Here is a 16239-nt window from a genome sequence, read left to right as displayed (position 1 = left end):
GTGCGCGGTCCTCTAGAACTGGAGGGAAGACACCGCGCACGGAAGGCTGTCATGAGCCGTTACCCGCACCTGCTGAGCCCGCTCGACCTGGGCTTCACCACGCTGCCCAACCGCGTCCTGATGGGCTCGATGCACGTCGGCCTGGAGGAGGCCGAGCGCGGCTTCGAGCGCATGGCCGCGTTCTACGCCGCCCGGGCGCGCGGGGGAGTGGGCCTCATCGTCACCGGCGGCATCGCCCCCAACGACGAGGGCCGCCCCTACGAGGGCGGCGCCAAGCTCACCACGGAGGCGGAGGCCGAGCAGCACCGGGCGATCACCGACGCCGTGCACCGCGAGGGCGGCCGCATCGCGATGCAGATCCTGCACTTCGGCCGGTACGCCTACCACCGGGACCTGGTCGCCCCCAGCCCGATCCAGGCGCCCATCAGCCCCTTCCCGCCCCGCGAGCTGACCGACGCCGACGTCGAGCGCACGATCGACGACTACGTCCGCGCCGCCCGCCTCGCCCGGCAGGCCGGGTACGACGGCGTCGAGATCATGGGCTCCGAGGGCTACCTCATCAACGAGTTCATCGCCGCCCCGACCAACCGGCGCACGGACCGGTGGGGCGGCTCGTACGAGAACCGCACCCGCTTCCCCCTCGAGATCGTGCGCCGGGTGCGCGAGGCGGTCGGCGAGGACTTCATCGTCATCTACCGGCTGTCCATGCTGGACCTCGTGCCCGGCGGCTCGACCCTCGACGAGGTCGTCACCCTCGCGAAGGCCGTCGAGGCGGCCGGCGCCACCCTCATCAACACCGGCATCGGCTGGCACGAGGCGCGCATCCCCACCATCGCCACCTCCGTGCCGCGCGGCGCCTACACCTGGGTGACGAAGAAGCTCATGGGCGCGGTCTCCGTGCCGCTCGTCACCACCAACCGCATCAACACCCCCGAGGTCGCCGAGCAGTTGCTCGCCGACGGCTGCGCGGACATGGTGTCGATGGCCCGTCCGATGCTCGCCGACCCCGACTTCGTGGCCAAGGCCGCGGCCGGCACGCCCGAGGCCATCAACACCTGCATCGGCTGCAACCAGGCCTGCCTCGACCACACCTTCAGCGGGAAGATCACCTCCTGCCTTGTCAACCCGCGCGCCTGTCACGAGACCGAGCTGGTCCTCGCCCCGACCCGGCTGCGCAAGCGGGTCGCGGTGGTGGGCGCCGGACCGGCCGGCCTGGCCTGCGCGGTGAGCGCCGCCGAACGCGGCCACGAGGTCACCCTCTTCGACGCCGCGAGCGAGATCGGCGGCCAGCTCAACGTGGCCCGCAAGGTCCCCGGCAAGCAGGAGTTCGACGAGACGCTGCGCTACTTCCGCCACCAGCTCGACGCGCACGGCGTGGACGTACGGCTCGACACCCGTGTCGACGCGGGCGACCTGGCCGACTACGACGAGGTCGTCGTCGCCACCGGCGTCAGCCCCCGCACGCCCGACATCCCCGGCGTCGACCACCCGAGCGTCGTCGGCTATCTCGACGTGCTGCGCGACGGCGCGCCCGTCGGCGACCGCGTCGCGATCCTCGGCGCGGGCGGCATCGGCTTCGACGTCGCCGAGTTCCTCACCGACGGCGGCGACAAGGCGAGCGAGGACCCGGCCGCCTACTTCCGGCAGTGGGGCGTGGACATGGACTACCAGGGCCCCGGCGGTCTCGCGGCCCCCGAGCGCCCCGCCCCGCCGCGCACGGTCCACCTCCTCCAGCGCAAGACCGGCAAGGTCGGCGCCGGCCTCGGCAAGACCACCGGCTGGATCCACCGCACCGAGCTGAAGCACCGGGGCGTCACGATGGTCCCCGGGGTGCGTTACGACCGGATCGACGACGCCGGACTGCACCTCACCGTCGACGAGCGCAGCACGCTGCTCGAGGTCGACACCATCGTGCTGTGCACGGGCCAGGACCCCCGGCGGGACCTGTACGAGGCGCTGGTCGCCGCCGGTGTCGAGGCGCACCTCATCGGCGGTGCCGACGTCGCCGCCGAACTGGACGCCAAGCGCGCGATCCAGCAGGGCACGGAACTGGCGGCGGCCCTGTAGGACCCGGCCGGCGCCTCCCTAGGATGACCGCATGTCACTCCCGCACGCGATCCTCACCGCCCTGCTCGAGAGGCCCTCGTCGGGGCTGGATCTGACCCGCCGGTTCGACCGGTCGATCGGCTACTTCTGGTCGGCCACGCACCAGCAGATCTATCGCGAGCTGGGGAAGCTGGAGTCCGCGGGCCACATCCGGGCCCTGCCGGCGCAGGCGCCGGCCCGCGGGCAGAAGAAGGCCTACGAGGTGCTGCCCGCGGGACGCGCCGAACTCGCCCGGTGGACGGCGGCCGCCCAGGACCCGAAGCCGCACCGCGACGCCATGCTGCTGCGGCTGCGCGCCGCGGCCGTCGTCGGCACCGCGGGTCTCGAGGCCGACCTGCGCCGCCATCTCGACCTGCACCGGCGGCAGTTGGCCGAGTACGAGGAGATCGAGAAGCGCGACTTCCCGCCCGGCGACGACAGCGCGCAGGCCAGGCTCCAGCACCTGGTCCTGCGGGCGGGCATCGAGCTGGAGACCTTCTGGACCCAGTGGCTCACCCAGGCCGTCGAGGAACTCCCCGTCGTGGAGGACGGCACGGCCTAGCACCGGCACGGCCTGGCACGGGCACGGCCTGGCACCGGCACGGACCGGAGCCGGTGCGGGCCGGGACCGGCGAGGGCCGCAGTCGCCGGGGACCGCGGCCGGTGCGTACTAGAGCCGGTACGGCTTCGAGCGGCGGCGCAGGAACCAGGCCGCCGCGATCACGCCCGTCCCCACCAGTGCCCCGCCCACCCCCATGGCGACCGGGCCGAAGTCACGGGCCGCGCCGCCGAAGCCGCCCATGACGCCCCGTGACGGCGAGGCGGTGGGGGTCGGCGTGACCCTCGGGGTGGCCGGGGCCGACACGATCACCGACTGGGTGCCCGCCGTGCTGCCGTTGGAGCACATGACCACCACGGTGTACGTGCCCGGCGACACCCCGGACCAGGCGGCGGACTGGCCGGCCGCCGTCCCGGACAGCGCGACCTGGCGCCCCTGGGCGAAGCTCGCCTGGGCGCTGCCGAGCAGCGCCGCCGTGCCCCAGCTGCCGTTGATCTGGGTGCAGGCGCTGGTCACGACCGACACCGTGGAGCCGGTCGTGCTCACGGAGATGCCGGTGGCCCGGGCCGCGGCAGGCTGGGCGGTGAGGGAGAGCGGCAGCGCGGCGGCGGCTGCCACGGTCAGCCCTGAGCGGACGAGGAGACGGGAAGTGCGCATCGGATGTCCTCCGGCGGCGGCACGGTTGGCGGTACATCCCTTGCGCCGCCGAAGGTCGGGTACGCCCGTGCTGCCTCAGGCGCAGCCAACGCCCCCCGGCCTCGCCCCGCATGCGGACGGCCACCGGCCAGGTGACGAATTCCTCCGGACGGCCCAGGCGGAGCCGCGTACCGACCGGTGGCCGGGAAGCGGCGGTCCGGCCGGTGGTCCGGCCGCCGGGCGGTCGCTCAGCGAGGTGCGGCCGTCGTCACGGTCCGCTCGGCCGAGAACGCGCCCCACGTGCCGTCCGGGAGCCGGGCCCGCAGCCGCACCCGGTGCGCGACACCTTCCTCCCGCCCCACGTAGAAGCTGTACGTCGCCCTCCCCAGGGGCGGGGTCCCGCCCCACACCAGGGAGGTGGCCGGCCGTCCGTCGAGCTGGATCTGGTACTCCGTGACCACGCCGTCCACCCGGGGCGGCACCCACGACAGGTCGAGGTAGTACGACCCGTCGTCGAGGTGGGCGCTCGCCCGGAAGTCGACCGGCGCGGTGCCCGGCCCCCGGTCGTCACCCGGCGCGGTGCTCAGGCGCACCGCCGCCCCGGCGGGCGAGACGTTGTCGGCCGCGTCCCGGGCCCGGACGGTGAACGCGTAGCTCGCCCCGGGACGCAGCCCCGTCACGACCGTCGCCGTCTGGCCCCCGCCCACGCTGTGGATCCGCACGCCGCCCTGGTAGACGTCGTAGGACACCACCTCGCGGTCGTCCGTGGAGGCCGTCCAGGACAGCTGCACGGCCCGGCTCCCGGCCGTCCGGCCGGTCACCGCGCCCGGCGCGGTCGGGGGTGAGCGGTCCGCCGACGCGGCCGCCGGTGTCGTGGCCCGCACCTCCCGGCTGTGCGGACCGAGCCGCCCGTCGCCGTCGCGGGCCCGCACCGTGAAGACGTACGTGGTCGACGGCGAGAGACGGACGACGTCCAGCATGTGCGCGGAGCCGGGCACCTCCCGGACCTTCTCGGAACCGCGGTACACCTCGTACGCGCTGACCGCGGGGTCGGCGGCGACCGCGTTCCACATGACGTGCACGCTCGTCGCGCTCCCGGCCTGCGCGGTGACCCCGGTCGGGGCGCCCGGCGCCCGCCCGTCGTCCCGGTCCCCGCCCGCGCACCCGCAGCACAGGGCCGCCACCAGGCCGCAGCGCACCACCCACAGCACAACACGTCGCACGGCGTCGCCTCCCGGCCCGGCACGGCGGCAATGGTCCGGACCAATATGACGTGGTGATGCGCACACATCAAGAGGGCGGACGGGGCCGCCGGCGTCGACCGCTTCCGGACGTTACGTATGCTGAAGGTCCTCACGCCTGAACTCACCCTGAGCACTCGAGAGTTCAGGCCGGTGGCGCGGACCGCTGTCGTCGCTGATCCCGCGCCGGCAAAGTGGCCCGGGGTCCGGAGCCGACACGGCGTCCGGGCCCCGGCCCTCTGTCGCACGGCGGGGCTCCCGGAGGATGTTCCTGGTGCTCCGTACGGCCCCCTCGGGCTGGCCCCGGGGCGTGATCGACACCAGATTGTTCCGGGTGTCCGTCAACGCCCCCACGAGAGGCTCCGTATCGTGCGCGTCCAGTCGCTGACGCTGGCCGCGGCCGGCCTTGCCCTGCTGGCCCCGACCACCTCACCCGCCGCCCCGCTCCCGTCCGCGGGCGCCCTCGGGGTGTCGGCACCCCGGCAAGAAGGCTCGGTCGGCGCCGCCGACCTGCTGTCCCGGGTCCGTGACTGCACCCCCGTCTCGCGCGGCCGCTACCGCGCCGACGAAGGTGCGCCGGCCACGATCCCGGTCTGCGGCACCGACGAGGCGGTGTTCTGGACGGCCGACATGGACATCGACTGCGACGGCCGTCCGGGCCCGGAGTGCAACAGCCGCACCGACCCGCTGTTCTCCGGCATGACGGCCTACCAGCAGTCCGACGGCCGCTATCTGAGCGCCGAGACCCTGCCCTACATCGTGGTGCCGGGGGTCAGCGGCATCTGGGACCACCGTGACCACGGGGTGCGCGGCGGTTCGGTCGCGGCCGTCGTCTACCGGGACCGGGTGCAGTACGCGGTGGTCGGTGACACGGGGCCGAGCGGGATCATCGGGGAGGCGTCGTACGCCACCGCCAAGGCGCTCGGCATCCGCCCCGACCCTCGGGGCGGCGGCACGCCCTCCGGCGTCACGTACATCGTCTTCAAGAACTCCCGGGCCACGCCCATCGAGAGCCACGCCTCGGCGGTGGAGGTGGGCGAGCGGCTGGCGCGCCTCTTCGTGCGCGGCACGAAGGAACAGCCCGGCCCGTCGGAGAAGCCGCAGGAACCGCAGAAGCCCCGGGAACCGCAGAAGCCGCAGGCTCCGACGGCGCCGACGGCCTCGGAGGAGCCGGTGGACGAATGGGCGCCGGGCGGCCTCGACGAGCCGGCCTCGGCCGACGCCGAAAGTCCGGCGGACCGGGACGACCGCGATGACCAGGGGCACGGAACCCCGGCGTCGTCGGGCGACGGCGGAACTCAGGAGGCGTCGTCGGACGAGGCGGGCGACTCCGGAGCCGAGGCGGCCGACGGGGACGAAGGGGACGGCGGGAGCGAGTAGGCGAGCAGGGGAGGGGCGGTCCCGCTGTGCCGCCCCTTCGTACCGCCCTACGGTCGACGGCGGCCCCGCCCCACCCGAGGGCCGAGCCGTGTCAGACCTTCCGGTAGCCGTACGCCTCCGTGGCCGCCGCCACCACGGCGTCCAGGTCGGCACCGGTGGCCGCCGTCACCACCGCGGCCACCGCGCCCTCGACGAACGGGGCGTCCACCAGCTTCGCGGAGTCGGGCAGTTCGTCGCCCTCCGCGAGCAGAGCCTTCACCGTGAGGACGGCGCTGCCCAGATCGGCGAGGACCGCGACGCCGGCCCCGCGGTCCACCGAGGCGGCAGCGGCGGCGACCAGCTCGGCGCTCGTGCCCAGTCCGCCGCCCTCCGTGCCGCCCGCCGCGGCGACCGGTACGGGCAGACCGCCGCCCACCAGGCCAAGCGCCAGCTCGGCCACCGATGACGCGACCTGCGCGCTGTGCGACACCAGGACGATGCCCACCAGTTTCTCGTCGCTCATCGACGCCTCACTCCCCGCCCGTGTCGGCGCCGGTGTCGGTTTCGGCGCCGGTGTCGGCGAGGGCGGCGATGAGCAGCGCCGCCGAGGTGGCGCCCGGATCCTGATGCCCGATGCTGCGTTCGCCGAGATAGCTGGCCCGGCCCTTGCGGGCCAGGAGCGGGGTCGTCGCCTCGGCGCCCTGCTCCGCGGCGGCCCGGGCGGCGCCGAAACCGCCGGGGAGCGCGTCCACGGCCGGCACCAGCGCGTCGATCATGGTCTTGTCGCCCGGGGCGGCACCGCCGAGCTGCATCACCGCGTCCACCCCGGCGCGCAGCGCCCCGGCGAACCCCTCCTCGTCCACCTCGGCCGCGTCCCCGAGAGCCTTCCCGGTCCGGCGCAGCAGTGTCCCGTACAGGGGTCCCGAGGCGCCGCCGACCGTCGAGATCAGCTGGCGTCCCGCGAGCACCAGGACGGCGCCCGGGGTCTCGGGTGCCTCCTTCTCCAGCGCCGCGCTCACCGCGGTGAAGCCACGCCGGAGGTTGCTGCCGTGGTCCGCGTCCCCGATGGGTGAGTCGAGGGCCGTGAGCCGGTCCGCCTCGCGGTCGACGGACGCGGCGGTCGCGGTCATCCAACGGCGGAAGAAATCGGCGTCGAGCACGGGATCTCCTTGCGTGGTCGGTACGGTCCGAAGGCCTTTCCCCGAGCGCCTTTCCCCCCTGCCTCAGACACCCCAGCGCAGCCCGGGAGTCCGCACCGGCGCGTCCCACAGCCGCAGCAGTTCCTCGTCCACCTGGCACAGCGTCACCGAGGCGCCGGCCATGTCGAGGGACGTCACGTAGTTGCCCACGAGCGTACGGGCGACCGGCACCCCGCGCTGGGCCAGCAGCCGGTGCACCTCGGCGTTGAAGCCGTACAGCTCCAGCAGGGGGGTCGCGCCCATGCCGTTGACCAGGAGGAGCACGGGATTGCGGGGCGTCATGTCGTCGAGGATCGCGTGGATCGCGAAATCGGCGATCTCGCCGGAGGTCATCATCGCCCGCCGCTCCCGCCCGGGCTCCCCGTGGATGCCGACGCCCAGCTCCAGCTCACCGGCCGGCAGATCGAAGGTGGGACTGCCCTTGGCCGGTGTGGTGCACGCGCTGAGCGCCACGCCGAAGCTGCGGGAGTTCTCGTTCACCTGCCGGGCGAGCGCCTCGACCCGCTCCAGGGGCTGTCCCTCCTCGGCCGCAGCCCCCGCGATCTTCTCCACGAACAGGGTCGCGCCGGTGCCGCGCCGCCCGGCGGTGTAGAGACTGTCGGTGACGGCGACATCGTCGTCGACCAGCACCTTCGCTATCTGGATGCCCTCGTCCTCGGCCAGCTCGGCCGCCATGTCGAAGTTGAGGACGTCGCCCGTGTAGTTCTTGACGATGAACAGCACGCCCGCCCCGCTGTTCACGGCCGCCGCGGCACGCAGCATCTGATCCGGCACCGGCGAGGTGAACACCTCACCCGGGCAGGCCGCCGAAAGCATTCCGGGGCCGACGAACCCGCCGTGCAGCGGCTCGTGCCCCGAGCCGCCGCCGGACACCAGCCCGACCCTGCCCGCCACCGGCGCGTCCCGCCGTACGACCACCCGGTTCTCGACGTCGACGGTCAGCTCGGGATGGGCGGCCGCCATACCGCGCAGCGCGTCCGCGACCACGGTCTCCGCAACGTTGATCAGCATCTTCATGGGTACCTCCAGGAAGGGGACGGACGGTCCCGTGGCCTGCGCCTTCCCAGGTGAGAGCCGGGAGGACGAATGCTCGGTCGTGGCGGTTCTCGGCGTCTCCCGCCAGTATCGACCTTGCGGTCGTGAAGGTCACGTGAGAGGAGCCGATCCCCGCCCCTCACGCGCGAAAAACTGGTCGACGGAACTTCTGACGCGGATGTCGAGAACCCGTACCCGGCTGCGTCCCCGTGGTGAACGCGGCCAGAATGGGGCCGCACCAGTACCGAGGAGAACCGCGATGGCCAAGTACCTGCTGCTCAAGCACTACCGAGGCGCCCCGGCAGCCGTGAACGACGTGCCGATGGACCAGTGGACGCCGGAGGAGATCTCGGCCCATGTGCAGTACATGAGGGACTTCGCCGCCCGGCTGGAGCAGACCGGCGAGTTCGTCGACAGCCAGGCGCTCGCCCCCGAGGGGGCGTTCGTCCGCTACGACGGCGAGGGGCGTCCGCCGGTCACCGACGGACCGTTCGCCGAGACCAAGGACCTCATCGCCGGCTGGATGGTGATCGACGTCGACAGCCACGAGCGTGCCGTCGAGCTGGCCGGAGAGCTGTCGGCCGCTCCCGGCAAGGGCGGGGAGCCGATCCACGAGTGGCTCGAACTGCGTCCGTTCCTGGGCGAGCGGCACACGATCACGGAGTGAAGCCCGCGATGGACGAGGCCCTGCTCCGCAGCCTCACGCCCCACGTGCTCGGGATCCTCGTCCGCCGCGGAGCCGACTTCGCGGCGGCCGAGGACGCCGTGCAGGACGCGCTGGTCGAGGCGGTCCGCGTCTGGCCGGACGACCCGCCGCGCGACCCCAAGGGCTGGCTGATCACCGTGGCGTGGCGCCGCTTCCTCGACGCCACCCGGGCGGACACCGCCCGGCGCCGGCGGGAGGACCGCGTGGAGGAGGAACCGGCGCCCGGGCCCGCGCCGGCTGCGGACGACACGCTCCGGCTCTACTTCCTGTGCGCCCACCCGTCGCTGACGCCGTCGTCCGCGGTCGCGCTCACCCTGCGCGCCGTGGGCGGGCTGACCACGCGCCAGATCGCCCAGGCCTATCTGGTGCCCGAGGCGACCATGGCCCAGCGCATCAGCCGGGCCAAGCGCACCGTCTCCGGCGTGCGGTTCGACCGGCCCGGAGATGTCGCCACCGTGCTGCGCGTCCTCTACCTGGTCTTCAACGAGGGCTACTCCGGCGACGTCGACCTCGCCGCCGAGGCCATCCGGCTCACCCGGCAGCTCGCGGCGGCGATCGACCACCCCGAGGTGGCGGGACTGCTCGCGCTCATGCTGCTCCACCACGCCCGGCGCGCCGCCCGGACCGCGCCCGACGGCAGCCTGGTGCCGCTCGCCGAGCAGGACCGCGGCCGCTGGGACACCCGGGCGATCGCCGAGGGGGTCGAGATCCTCCAGGCGGCCCTCGCCCGCGACCGGCTGGGCGAGTTCCAGGCCCAGGCCGCCGTCGCGGCGCTGCACGCCGACGCGCCGACCGCCGGGGAGACCGACTGGGTGCAGATCGTCGAGTGGTACGACGAGCTGGCGCGGCTGACCGACAGCCCGGTCGTCCGGCTCAACCGCGCGGTGGCCGTCGGCGAGGCCGACGGACCGCGCGCCGGTCTGGCGGCCCTCGCGGCGGTCGACGAAAAGGTGCCCCGGCACACCGCGGTGGCGGCCTACCTCCACGAACGCGACGGCGACCTGACGACGGCGGCACGGCTGTACGCCGAGGCCGCCCTGAGGGCGTCCGACCTCGCCGAGCGCGACCACCTGACCCGGCAGGCCGCCCGGCTCAACGCCCGCCGCGCCCGCTGACCGCCTGCGGATCGTGTCGATCCGAGGGCGGCGGGCACTCGGGCTGGGACGGCTCCGGTCCGGAGCCGTCGTGCCCCGTCAGGAGGTGTGGGACATGGGTCATGGTGGCAACGTGATCGACGAGCTGGTGACCGATCACCACGAGGTCGAGGAGTTCTTCGGCCGGATCGAGGCACTGCCGTCCGGTGCCAAGGACCGCAAGCTGTACGCGGACCGGGCCACGATGGAGCTGGTCCGGCATTCGGTGGCCGAGGAGGCGTACCTCTACCCGGCGGTGCGTGAGCACGTACCCGGTGGCGAGGCCCTGGCCGACAAGGAACTCGAGGACCACGCGCGGGCCGAACAGATGATGAAGGATCTGGAGGGCTGTCAGGCGGACGATCCCGAGTTCGACCGGCTCATCGGCATGCTGATGCGCGAGATCCGCGCACACGTGGCGGACGAGGAGCAGAACCTGTTCCCGAGGCTGCGCGCGGCGTGTCCGGCGGAGACCCTCGACGAACTGGGCGACAAGGTCCGCAGGGCGAAGAAGACGGCCCCGACCCGGCCGCACCCGGCCGCCCCGGACAAGCCCCCGGCCAACAAGATGCTGGCCCCGGGCGTCGGGATGATCGACCGGATGCGGGACGCGCTGACCGGCCGCGGCAAGGCGGACTGAGCCGGGGCCGGTCGGCCGTCAGGCGATGAGCGCCCGGCCGAGGCGGCCGAGCAGCTGTGGGTGGTGCAGTGCGGCCACGGAGGCGACGAGGTCGGGGTGGCGCAGCAGCGCCGCCGCCCGGCGGTCACGGTCGTCGGGTGCGACCAGACGCCGGAAGTCCGGTGCCGCCCCGCCGGTGTGGTCGCCTCCGGCGAGCCCGGCGACGGCGTCCGCGGCCAGTTCCGGATCGGTGAGCAGACAGGCCGCCCAGCTCGCCACGACCTCGTCGACCCAGCTCCGCCACGCGGCGTCGTCGGCGCCCCGGTCGCCGTCCGGGTCCGCGCCGCTGATCCGGTCCAGGCGGGCCGAGCCGCCCGGGCCCGCGATGCCGAGCAGCGCGGCGTCCGTGACGGTCGGGTAGCGCAGCCAGGCCGCGACGGTCACCGCCTGCCGGGCCTGTGCCTCGCACAGCGCGGAGGCGAGCGCGCCGCCGCTCGCCGGGTAGGCGCGGGTCAGCCATTCGGTGGTGGCGGCGATGACGGGGGAGAGATCTGCGAGCACGGAGCCGTCCGAGGTCTGCGGCGAGGAGATGAGGCAGCGGGCGGGAGGGGAGGGAGCGGGGTTCCGCACACCGTAGCCCGCGACCCCCGCCGGACGACATGCCTCGGCCCCCACCCCGACCGTGGCCTCGACCACAGTTCCGGCGGCGGCCCCCCTGGGAGGGCATGCCCGTGAAGGCCCGGAAGGGTGCTCTGTGATACTGACGCCGTGCCGTCGTCGACTCCGCAGCCGCGGGCCCTGGTGCCCCCGCACCCCATCACGCCCGACGCGCCGGACGCGATAGCGCGGCCCTTCCTGACCCAGTCCTGGCTCGACCTCACCTTCCTGCACTGGGCCGCGGACCCGGCCGACGTGGCCGGGCTGCTGCCGCCGGGGACCGTCCCGGACACCCTGGACGGGGTGACCTACGTCGGTCTGGTCGCGTTCCGGATGCATCGCGTCGGCTGGTTCCGGCTGCCGGGCGTGCCCTATCTGGGATCGTTCCCCGAGACGAACGTGCGTCTCTACTCGGTCGACGCGCACGGCCGGCGGGGTGTCGTCTTCCGGTCGCTCGACGCCTCCCGGCTGCTGCCGGTGGCCGTGGCCCGGATCGGCTTCCGGATGCCGTACGTCTGGTCCCGGATGGCGATCGACACCGACGCCGACGCCGGGACCGTGACGTACACCAGCCGCCGCCGGTGGCCCGGTCCGCGCGGGGCCCGCAGCCGGCTCACCGTGCGGGTGGGGGAACGGATCGGGGAGCCCACCGCGGCGGAGCACTTCCTGACCGCGCGCTGGGGCATGCACAGCGCCTTCTTCGGCCGGTCGATGTACCTGCCCAACGCCCACCCCCGCTGGCCGCTGCACCGGGCCGAGCTCGTGGAGTGCGAGGAGGACCTGGTGACGGCGGCGGGTCTGCCGGCGCCGACGGGGAAGCCGGTGAGCGTCCTGTACTCGCCGGGCGTCCCGGCCCGCTTCGACCGCCCGGCCCGCCCTCCGCACCGCCCGGCCGGCATCCCGACCCCATGACGTGACGGACCTCGTCGGACCGACCCCGTGACGTGACGGACCTCGTCGGACCGCGGCGGAGCCCGGACGGACCCTTCGGAGCGGGACGGACCCGTCGGAGCTCGGCGGAACCGTCGCATCGCCGGGGCCCGCGTAGGCGGCGTCGGTCCACATCGGCCCGCGTCGGTCCGCCGCAGCGGACCGTCCTCCGCGGATCGGACGAACGTCACCGACACCGCGCCGAGTCCGCCGCAGCGCGCCCCGGCCCGTCGGCCGACCCCGACGAGGGGCGCCCCGGTCATCGTGCCGGGCAGGACCGGCCCGCCCGGCTTCAGCGGGGTGCCGAAGGCGGAGAGCGTGTCGCCCGGCCGGGCGACCGGCAGCGGCCGGGTGCCCCCGCACCTCCTTGCCCGTGCCGACCGCGCCGACGCGGCCGTCGAGCAGCAGCCGGGCGGTCACCGACACGAGGTCGGGTGCCTCGTCCGGACGTGTCCAGGGGCCGCGGACCAGCCCGGCCCCACTGGCCCCCGCGGTGCGCACGGCGGCGCCCGGACCGTCCCGCGTCCCGCGCGACGGGACCTGACCGCCACCACCGACGGGCCCCGCGACCGCCGGACGGCGCCCGCCGTGACGGGCGGAGCGGGCTGTGCTCCCGCGCCCTTTCCTCAGTAGGCTCTCCGGTATGCGGATCTCCGTCTCCTCGGACATGGACGAACCAGTGGCCCGCGCCCTGGTCGCGGAGCTGCGCGGCCGTGGGCACGACGTGGTGCCGCACGGTGCGCTGCGGCCCGGCGACGACCCGCAGTGGGCGGTGTGCTCGGCGGCGGCGGCCCGGGACGTGGCCGACGGGACCTCGGAGCAGGCGGTGGTTTGCTGCTGGACCGGCACCGGCGCGTCCATCGCCGCGAACAAGGTGCCCGGCGTCCGGGCCGCGCTGTGCGCCGACGCCTACACCGCCGACGGCGCCCGCCGCTGGAACGACGCCAACGTCCTCGCCCTCAGCCTCCGTCTGACCTCCGGTCCGCTGCTCAAGGAGATCCTGGACGCCTGGTTCGCCGCGGAGGCCGGAGGCGACGCCGAGGACCGGCGGAACGTGGCGCACGTCGACGGCCTCGACGCAGTCCGCACGCGCCCGGCCTAGCACGGGAACGTCGTTCCCGGCCGAACCGTTTCCAGCCCGCAGCCCGCAGCCCGCAGCCCGCAGCCCGCAGCCCGCAGCCCGCAGCCCGCAGCCCGCAGCCCGCAGCCCGCAGCCCGCTGCCTCCCCTCCCGCGCTCCGAGGTCCGACCGCCCGCCCCTCTCGGGGCCGACGTGCGAGCAGGCGCCCGCCGGGCCATCGTGGGCCTAGGGGAAGCGCCCCTCGCCGCCATCTCCGCCGTGGGAGGCACCATGCAGGAGTACGACCTGACAGACGCCCAGAAGAAGGCCTTCGCGGACAACGAGGCCGACTTCCGCAGACTCGACGCCCAGGTACGCGGAACCCAGGAAACGGCGCGGGCGCGACTGATCGCCCACGGCTGGGGATCCGACTCCGAGGAGACGATCCCCTGTCTGTCCTGCCCGTGCCCCGACTTCCAGCCCGGCGGTGCCCTCCACAAGTGCAAGAGGGGCAGCTGCCGGCACCCGCTCAGCGACCACGACCTGCCCGAGTGACCGGACCGCCGCCCGGGTCGGCGCGGCTCGCGGTCGGACGGGGGTGCCCGTCGCGGCAGGGGCGGGCGCCCCCCTCGTACGGACGGCTTCGCTCCTCCGTACGGGTCGCTCGGCGCGGCCGGGTACCCGGAAGCCGGAGAGGGTGGGGAGGTACGGACCGGCACGTACCTCCGCGCGACCCGCTCCGGACCGGAAGGGAACCCGAGATGTCCGTCGAACCGCAAGCGACGTCCGCACGGCTCACCGACGACGAGCTCAGGACGCTGCACGCCCACTGGCGCGCCGCGAACTACCTCTCCGTCGGACAGATCTACCTGATGGCCAACCCCCTGCTCACCGAGCCGCTGCGGCCGGAGCACGTGAAGCCGAGGCTGCTGGGCCACTGGGGGACCTCACCGGGGCTCAACCTCGTGTACACGCACCTCAACCGCGTCATCCGCGCGCGTGACCTGCGCGCCCTGTGCGTGTGGGGCCCCGGCCACGGCGGTCCCGCGGTCGTCGCCAACTCCTGGCTCGAGGGCACCTACACCGAGACGTACCCGGACGTCACCCGCGACGCGGCCGGCATGGCCCGGCTGTTCCGGCAGTTCTCGTTCCCCGGTGGCATCCCCAGCCACGTCGCCCCGGAGACGCCCGGCTCGATCCACGAGGGCGGTGAACTCGGCTATTCGCTCTCGCACGCCTACGGCGCCGCCTTCGACAACCCGGACCTCCTCGTCGCCTGTGTGATCGGCGACGGCGAGTCGGAGACCGGGCCACTGGCCGCCTCCTGGCACTCCAACAAGTTCCTCGACCCGGTGCACGACGGCGCGGTCCTGCCGATCCTGCACCTCAACGGCTACAAGATCGCCAACCCCACGGTGCCGGCCCGGATCCCCGAACCCGAGCTGGACGAGCTGCTGCGCGGCTACGGCCACGATCCGATCCATGTCACCGGCGACGAGCCGAACGCCGTCCACCGGGCGATGGCGCAGGCCATGGACACCGCCCTGGACCGGATCGTGTCCCTCCAGCGCGCCGCCCGCGAGGACGGCTCCGGCGAGCGTCCCCGCTGGCCGGTGATCGTGCTGCGCACCCCGAAGGGCTGGACCGGACCCGCGCACGTCGACCGGCTGCCCGTCGAGGGCACCTGGCGCGCCCACCAGGTGCCGCTGTCCGCCGTCCGCGACAACCCCGAACACCTGCGCCAACTGGAGGCCTGGCTGCGGTCCTACCGGCCCGAGGAACTCTTCGACGCCGACGGCGGCCCCCGCCTGGACGTCCTCGCCCCGATCCCCGACGGCACCCGCCGGCTCGGCGCCACCCCGCACGCCAACGGCGGGCTGCTGCTGCGTGAACTCCCCCTGCCCGCACTGGAGTCGCACGCCGTACCGGTCGACCGGCCGGGCGGCACCCGGCACGAACCGACCGCGGTGCTGGGCGCGTTGCTCGAGGACGTCATGCGCGCCACCGCCGGCCGGCGCGACTTCCGCCTCGTCGGCCCCGACGAGACCGCCTCCAACCGGCTCCAGGCCGTCTACGCCGCCAGCGGCAAGGCCTGGCAGGCGCAGACCCTCCAGGTCGACGAGAACCTCGACCGGCACGGCCGGGTGATGGAGATCCTCTCCGAACACACCTGCCAGGGCTGGCTGGAGGGCTATCTGCTGACCGGACGGCACGGTCTGTTCTCCTGCTACGAGGCGTTCGCGCACATCGTCGACTCGATGGTCAACCAGCACATCAAGTGGCTGCGCGTCACCCGCAAGCTGCCCTGGCGCGCACCCGTCGCCTCCCTCAACTACCTGCTCACCTCGCACGTCTGGCGCCAGGACCACAACGGCTTCTCCCACCAGGACCCCGGCTTCGTCGACCACGTCCTCAACAAGAGCCCCGAGGTCGTGCGGGTCTATCTGCCGCCGGACGCCAACACCCTGCTCTCGGTGGCGGACCACGTGCTGCGCAGCCGCGACTACGTCAACGTGATCGTGGCCGGGAAACAGCCCTGTTTCGACTGGCTGAGCATGGACGAGGCCCGCGTCCACTGCGCGCGCGGTGCGGGCGTCTGGGAGTGGGCCGGCACCGAGAACGGCACCGGCGAGCCCGACGTGGTGCTCGCCTGCGCGGGCGACGTCCCCACCCAGGAGGTGCTGGCCGCCGCGCAACTGCTGCGCCGCGAGCTGCCGGACCTCGCCGTCCGGGTCGTCAACGTCGTGGACATCGCCCGGCTGCTGCCGGGTGAGGAACACCCGCACGGGATGAGCGACTTCGAGTACGACGGCCTGTTCACCACGGACAAGCCGGTCGTCTTCGCCTACCACGGCTATCCGTGGCTGATCCACCGGCTCGCCTACCGCCGCACCGGCCACAAGAACCTGCACGTGCGCGGCTACAAGGAGTTCGGCACCACGACCACGCCGTTCGACATGGTCGTGCGCAACGACCTCGACCGCTACCGCCTCGTCATGGACGTCATCGACCGCGTACCCG

At 74.0% G+C, this 16239-nt stretch carries 15 protein-coding genes and 1 pseudogene; 10 read left to right on the top strand and 6 right to left on the bottom strand.

Features of this window, described 5'->3' with window-relative positions; all coding sequences use genetic code 11:
* Positions 1-51: 51 nt before the first annotated feature.
* Both AOQ37_RS20825 and AOQ37_RS20820 read left to right on the top strand, forming a co-directional pair.
* Positions 52-2067 (top strand): NADPH-dependent 2,4-dienoyl-CoA reductase, encoded by a 2016-nt coding sequence (locus AOQ37_RS20825; protein ID WP_062646111.1) that lies wholly within the window; start codon positions 52-54, stop codon positions 2065-2067.
* A 31-nt stretch (positions 2068-2098) separates the two neighbouring features.
* Positions 2099-2647, top strand: a complete 549-nt coding sequence (locus AOQ37_RS20820; RefSeq protein ID WP_062646110.1) for a PadR family transcriptional regulator — start codon at positions 2099-2101, stop codon at positions 2645-2647.
* A gap of 108 nt (positions 2648-2755) precedes the next feature.
* Here AOQ37_RS20820 and AOQ37_RS20815 read toward each other — a convergent pair whose 3' ends face one another.
* Positions 2756-3301, bottom strand: coding sequence for a hypothetical protein (locus tag AOQ37_RS20815; RefSeq protein WP_062646109.1), 546 nt, complete (start codon positions 3299-3301; stop codon positions 2756-2758).
* 227 nt (positions 3302-3528) lie between these two features.
* Positions 3529-4503, bottom strand: coding sequence for a fibronectin type III domain-containing protein (locus tag AOQ37_RS20810; protein WP_374701533.1), 975 nt, complete (start codon positions 4501-4503; stop codon positions 3529-3531).
* 387 nt (positions 4504-4890) lie between these two features.
* Here AOQ37_RS20810 and AOQ37_RS20800 point away from each other — a divergent pair.
* Positions 4891-5592, top strand: a pseudogene (locus AOQ37_RS20800) (glycoside hydrolase family 75 protein); the annotation flags it as partial.
* 400 nt (positions 5593-5992) lie between these two features.
* On the opposite strand, the gene AOQ37_RS20795 reads toward AOQ37_RS20800, so the two are convergent.
* From AOQ37_RS20795 to dhaK, 3 genes are all read right to left on the bottom strand, one after another.
* Positions 5993-6403, bottom strand: a complete 411-nt coding sequence (locus AOQ37_RS20795) for a PTS sugar transporter subunit IIA domain-containing protein (RefSeq protein ID WP_062646106.1) — start codon at positions 6401-6403, stop codon at positions 5993-5995.
* A 7-nt stretch (positions 6404-6410) separates the two neighbouring features.
* Complete coding sequence (gene dhaL, locus AOQ37_RS20790; RefSeq protein WP_062646105.1) at positions 6411-7040, bottom strand: dihydroxyacetone kinase subunit DhaL; 630 nt, start codon at positions 7038-7040, stop codon at positions 6411-6413.
* Positions 7041-7103: 63 nt separating this feature from the next.
* Positions 7104-8096, bottom strand: a complete 993-nt coding sequence (gene dhaK / locus AOQ37_RS20785; RefSeq protein WP_062646104.1) for a dihydroxyacetone kinase subunit DhaK — start codon at positions 8094-8096, stop codon at positions 7104-7106.
* 277 nt (positions 8097-8373) lie between these two features.
* On the opposite strand from dhaK, the gene AOQ37_RS20780 reads away from it, so the two are divergent.
* From AOQ37_RS20780 to AOQ37_RS20770, 3 genes are all read left to right on the top strand, one after another.
* The gene (locus AOQ37_RS20780; protein WP_062646103.1) at positions 8374-8781 is read left to right on the top strand and encodes a YciI family protein; all 408 of its coding nucleotides are present in this window, start codon (positions 8374-8376) and stop codon (positions 8779-8781) included.
* An 8-nt stretch (positions 8782-8789) separates the two neighbouring features.
* The gene (locus tag AOQ37_RS20775; protein ID WP_062646102.1) at positions 8790-9935 is read left to right on the top strand and encodes an RNA polymerase sigma factor; all 1146 of its coding nucleotides are present in this window, start codon (positions 8790-8792) and stop codon (positions 9933-9935) included.
* A 94-nt stretch (positions 9936-10029) separates the two neighbouring features.
* On the top strand, positions 10030-10593 hold the full coding sequence (locus AOQ37_RS20770; RefSeq protein WP_062646101.1) for a hemerythrin domain-containing protein: 564 nt from the start codon (positions 10030-10032) through the stop codon (positions 10591-10593).
* Between the two features lie 18 nt (positions 10594-10611).
* Here the strand turns inward: AOQ37_RS20770 and AOQ37_RS20765 are convergent, their stop codons facing one another.
* Entirely contained in the window at positions 10612-11133 is a 522-nt protein-coding gene (locus tag AOQ37_RS20765) for a hypothetical protein (protein WP_062646544.1), read from the bottom strand.
* Positions 11134-11340: 207 nt separating this feature from the next.
* On the opposite strand from AOQ37_RS20765, the gene AOQ37_RS20760 reads away from it, so the two are divergent.
* The 4 genes from AOQ37_RS20760 to AOQ37_RS20745 all read left to right on the top strand — a co-directional run.
* On the top strand, positions 11341-12141 hold the full coding sequence (locus tag AOQ37_RS20760; RefSeq protein ID WP_374701532.1) for a YqjF family protein: 801 nt from the start codon (positions 11341-11343) through the stop codon (positions 12139-12141).
* A gap of 661 nt (positions 12142-12802) precedes the next feature.
* Complete coding sequence (locus tag AOQ37_RS20755; RefSeq protein WP_062646100.1) at positions 12803-13261, top strand: RpiB/LacA/LacB family sugar-phosphate isomerase; 459 nt, start codon at positions 12803-12805, stop codon at positions 13259-13261.
* A gap of 248 nt (positions 13262-13509) precedes the next feature.
* A complete protein-coding gene (locus AOQ37_RS20750; protein WP_062646099.1) occupies positions 13510-13773 on the top strand; it encodes a hypothetical protein in 264 nt (87 codons plus the stop codon).
* A gap of 206 nt (positions 13774-13979) precedes the next feature.
* On the top strand, positions 13980-16239 hold a 2260-nt coding region (locus AOQ37_RS20745), incomplete at its 3' end, for a phosphoketolase family protein (protein WP_062646098.1).

This window comes from Streptomyces maremycinicus (assembly GCF_001184025.1).
Classification (GTDB): Bacteria; Actinomycetota; Actinomycetes; order Streptomycetales; family Streptomycetaceae; genus Streptomyces; species Streptomyces maremycinicus.
This window is presented reverse-complemented; position numbering and strand designations above follow the sequence as displayed.

Coding starts and splice junctions, on each gene's coding strand:
- AOQ37_RS20815 (WP_062646109.1), bottom strand. CDS start 3,301: ATGCGCACTTCCCGTCTCCTCGTCCGCTCAGGGCTGACCGTGGCAGCC.
- AOQ37_RS20795 (WP_062646106.1), bottom strand. CDS start 6,403: ATGAGCGACGAGAAACTGGTGGGCATCGTCCTGGTGTCGCACAGCGCG.
- AOQ37_RS20775 (WP_062646102.1), top strand. CDS start 8,790: ATGGACGAGGCCCTGCTCCGCAGCCTCACGCCCCACGTGCTCGGGATC.
- AOQ37_RS20820 (WP_062646110.1), top strand. CDS start 2,099: ATGTCACTCCCGCACGCGATCCTCACCGCCCTGCTCGAGAGGCCCTCG.
- AOQ37_RS20755 (WP_062646100.1), top strand. CDS start 12,803: ATGCGGATCTCCGTCTCCTCGGACATGGACGAACCAGTGGCCCGCGCC.
- AOQ37_RS20825 (WP_062646111.1), top strand. CDS start 52: ATGAGCCGTTACCCGCACCTGCTGAGCCCGCTCGACCTGGGCTTCACC.
- AOQ37_RS20750 (WP_062646099.1), top strand. CDS start 13,510: ATGCAGGAGTACGACCTGACAGACGCCCAGAAGAAGGCCTTCGCGGAC.
- dhaK (WP_062646104.1), bottom strand. CDS start 8,096: ATGAAGATGCTGATCAACGTTGCGGAGACCGTGGTCGCGGACGCGCTG.
- AOQ37_RS20770 (WP_062646101.1), top strand. CDS start 10,030: ATGGGTCATGGTGGCAACGTGATCGACGAGCTGGTGACCGATCACCAC.
- AOQ37_RS20780 (WP_062646103.1), top strand. CDS start 8,374: ATGGCCAAGTACCTGCTGCTCAAGCACTACCGAGGCGCCCCGGCAGCC.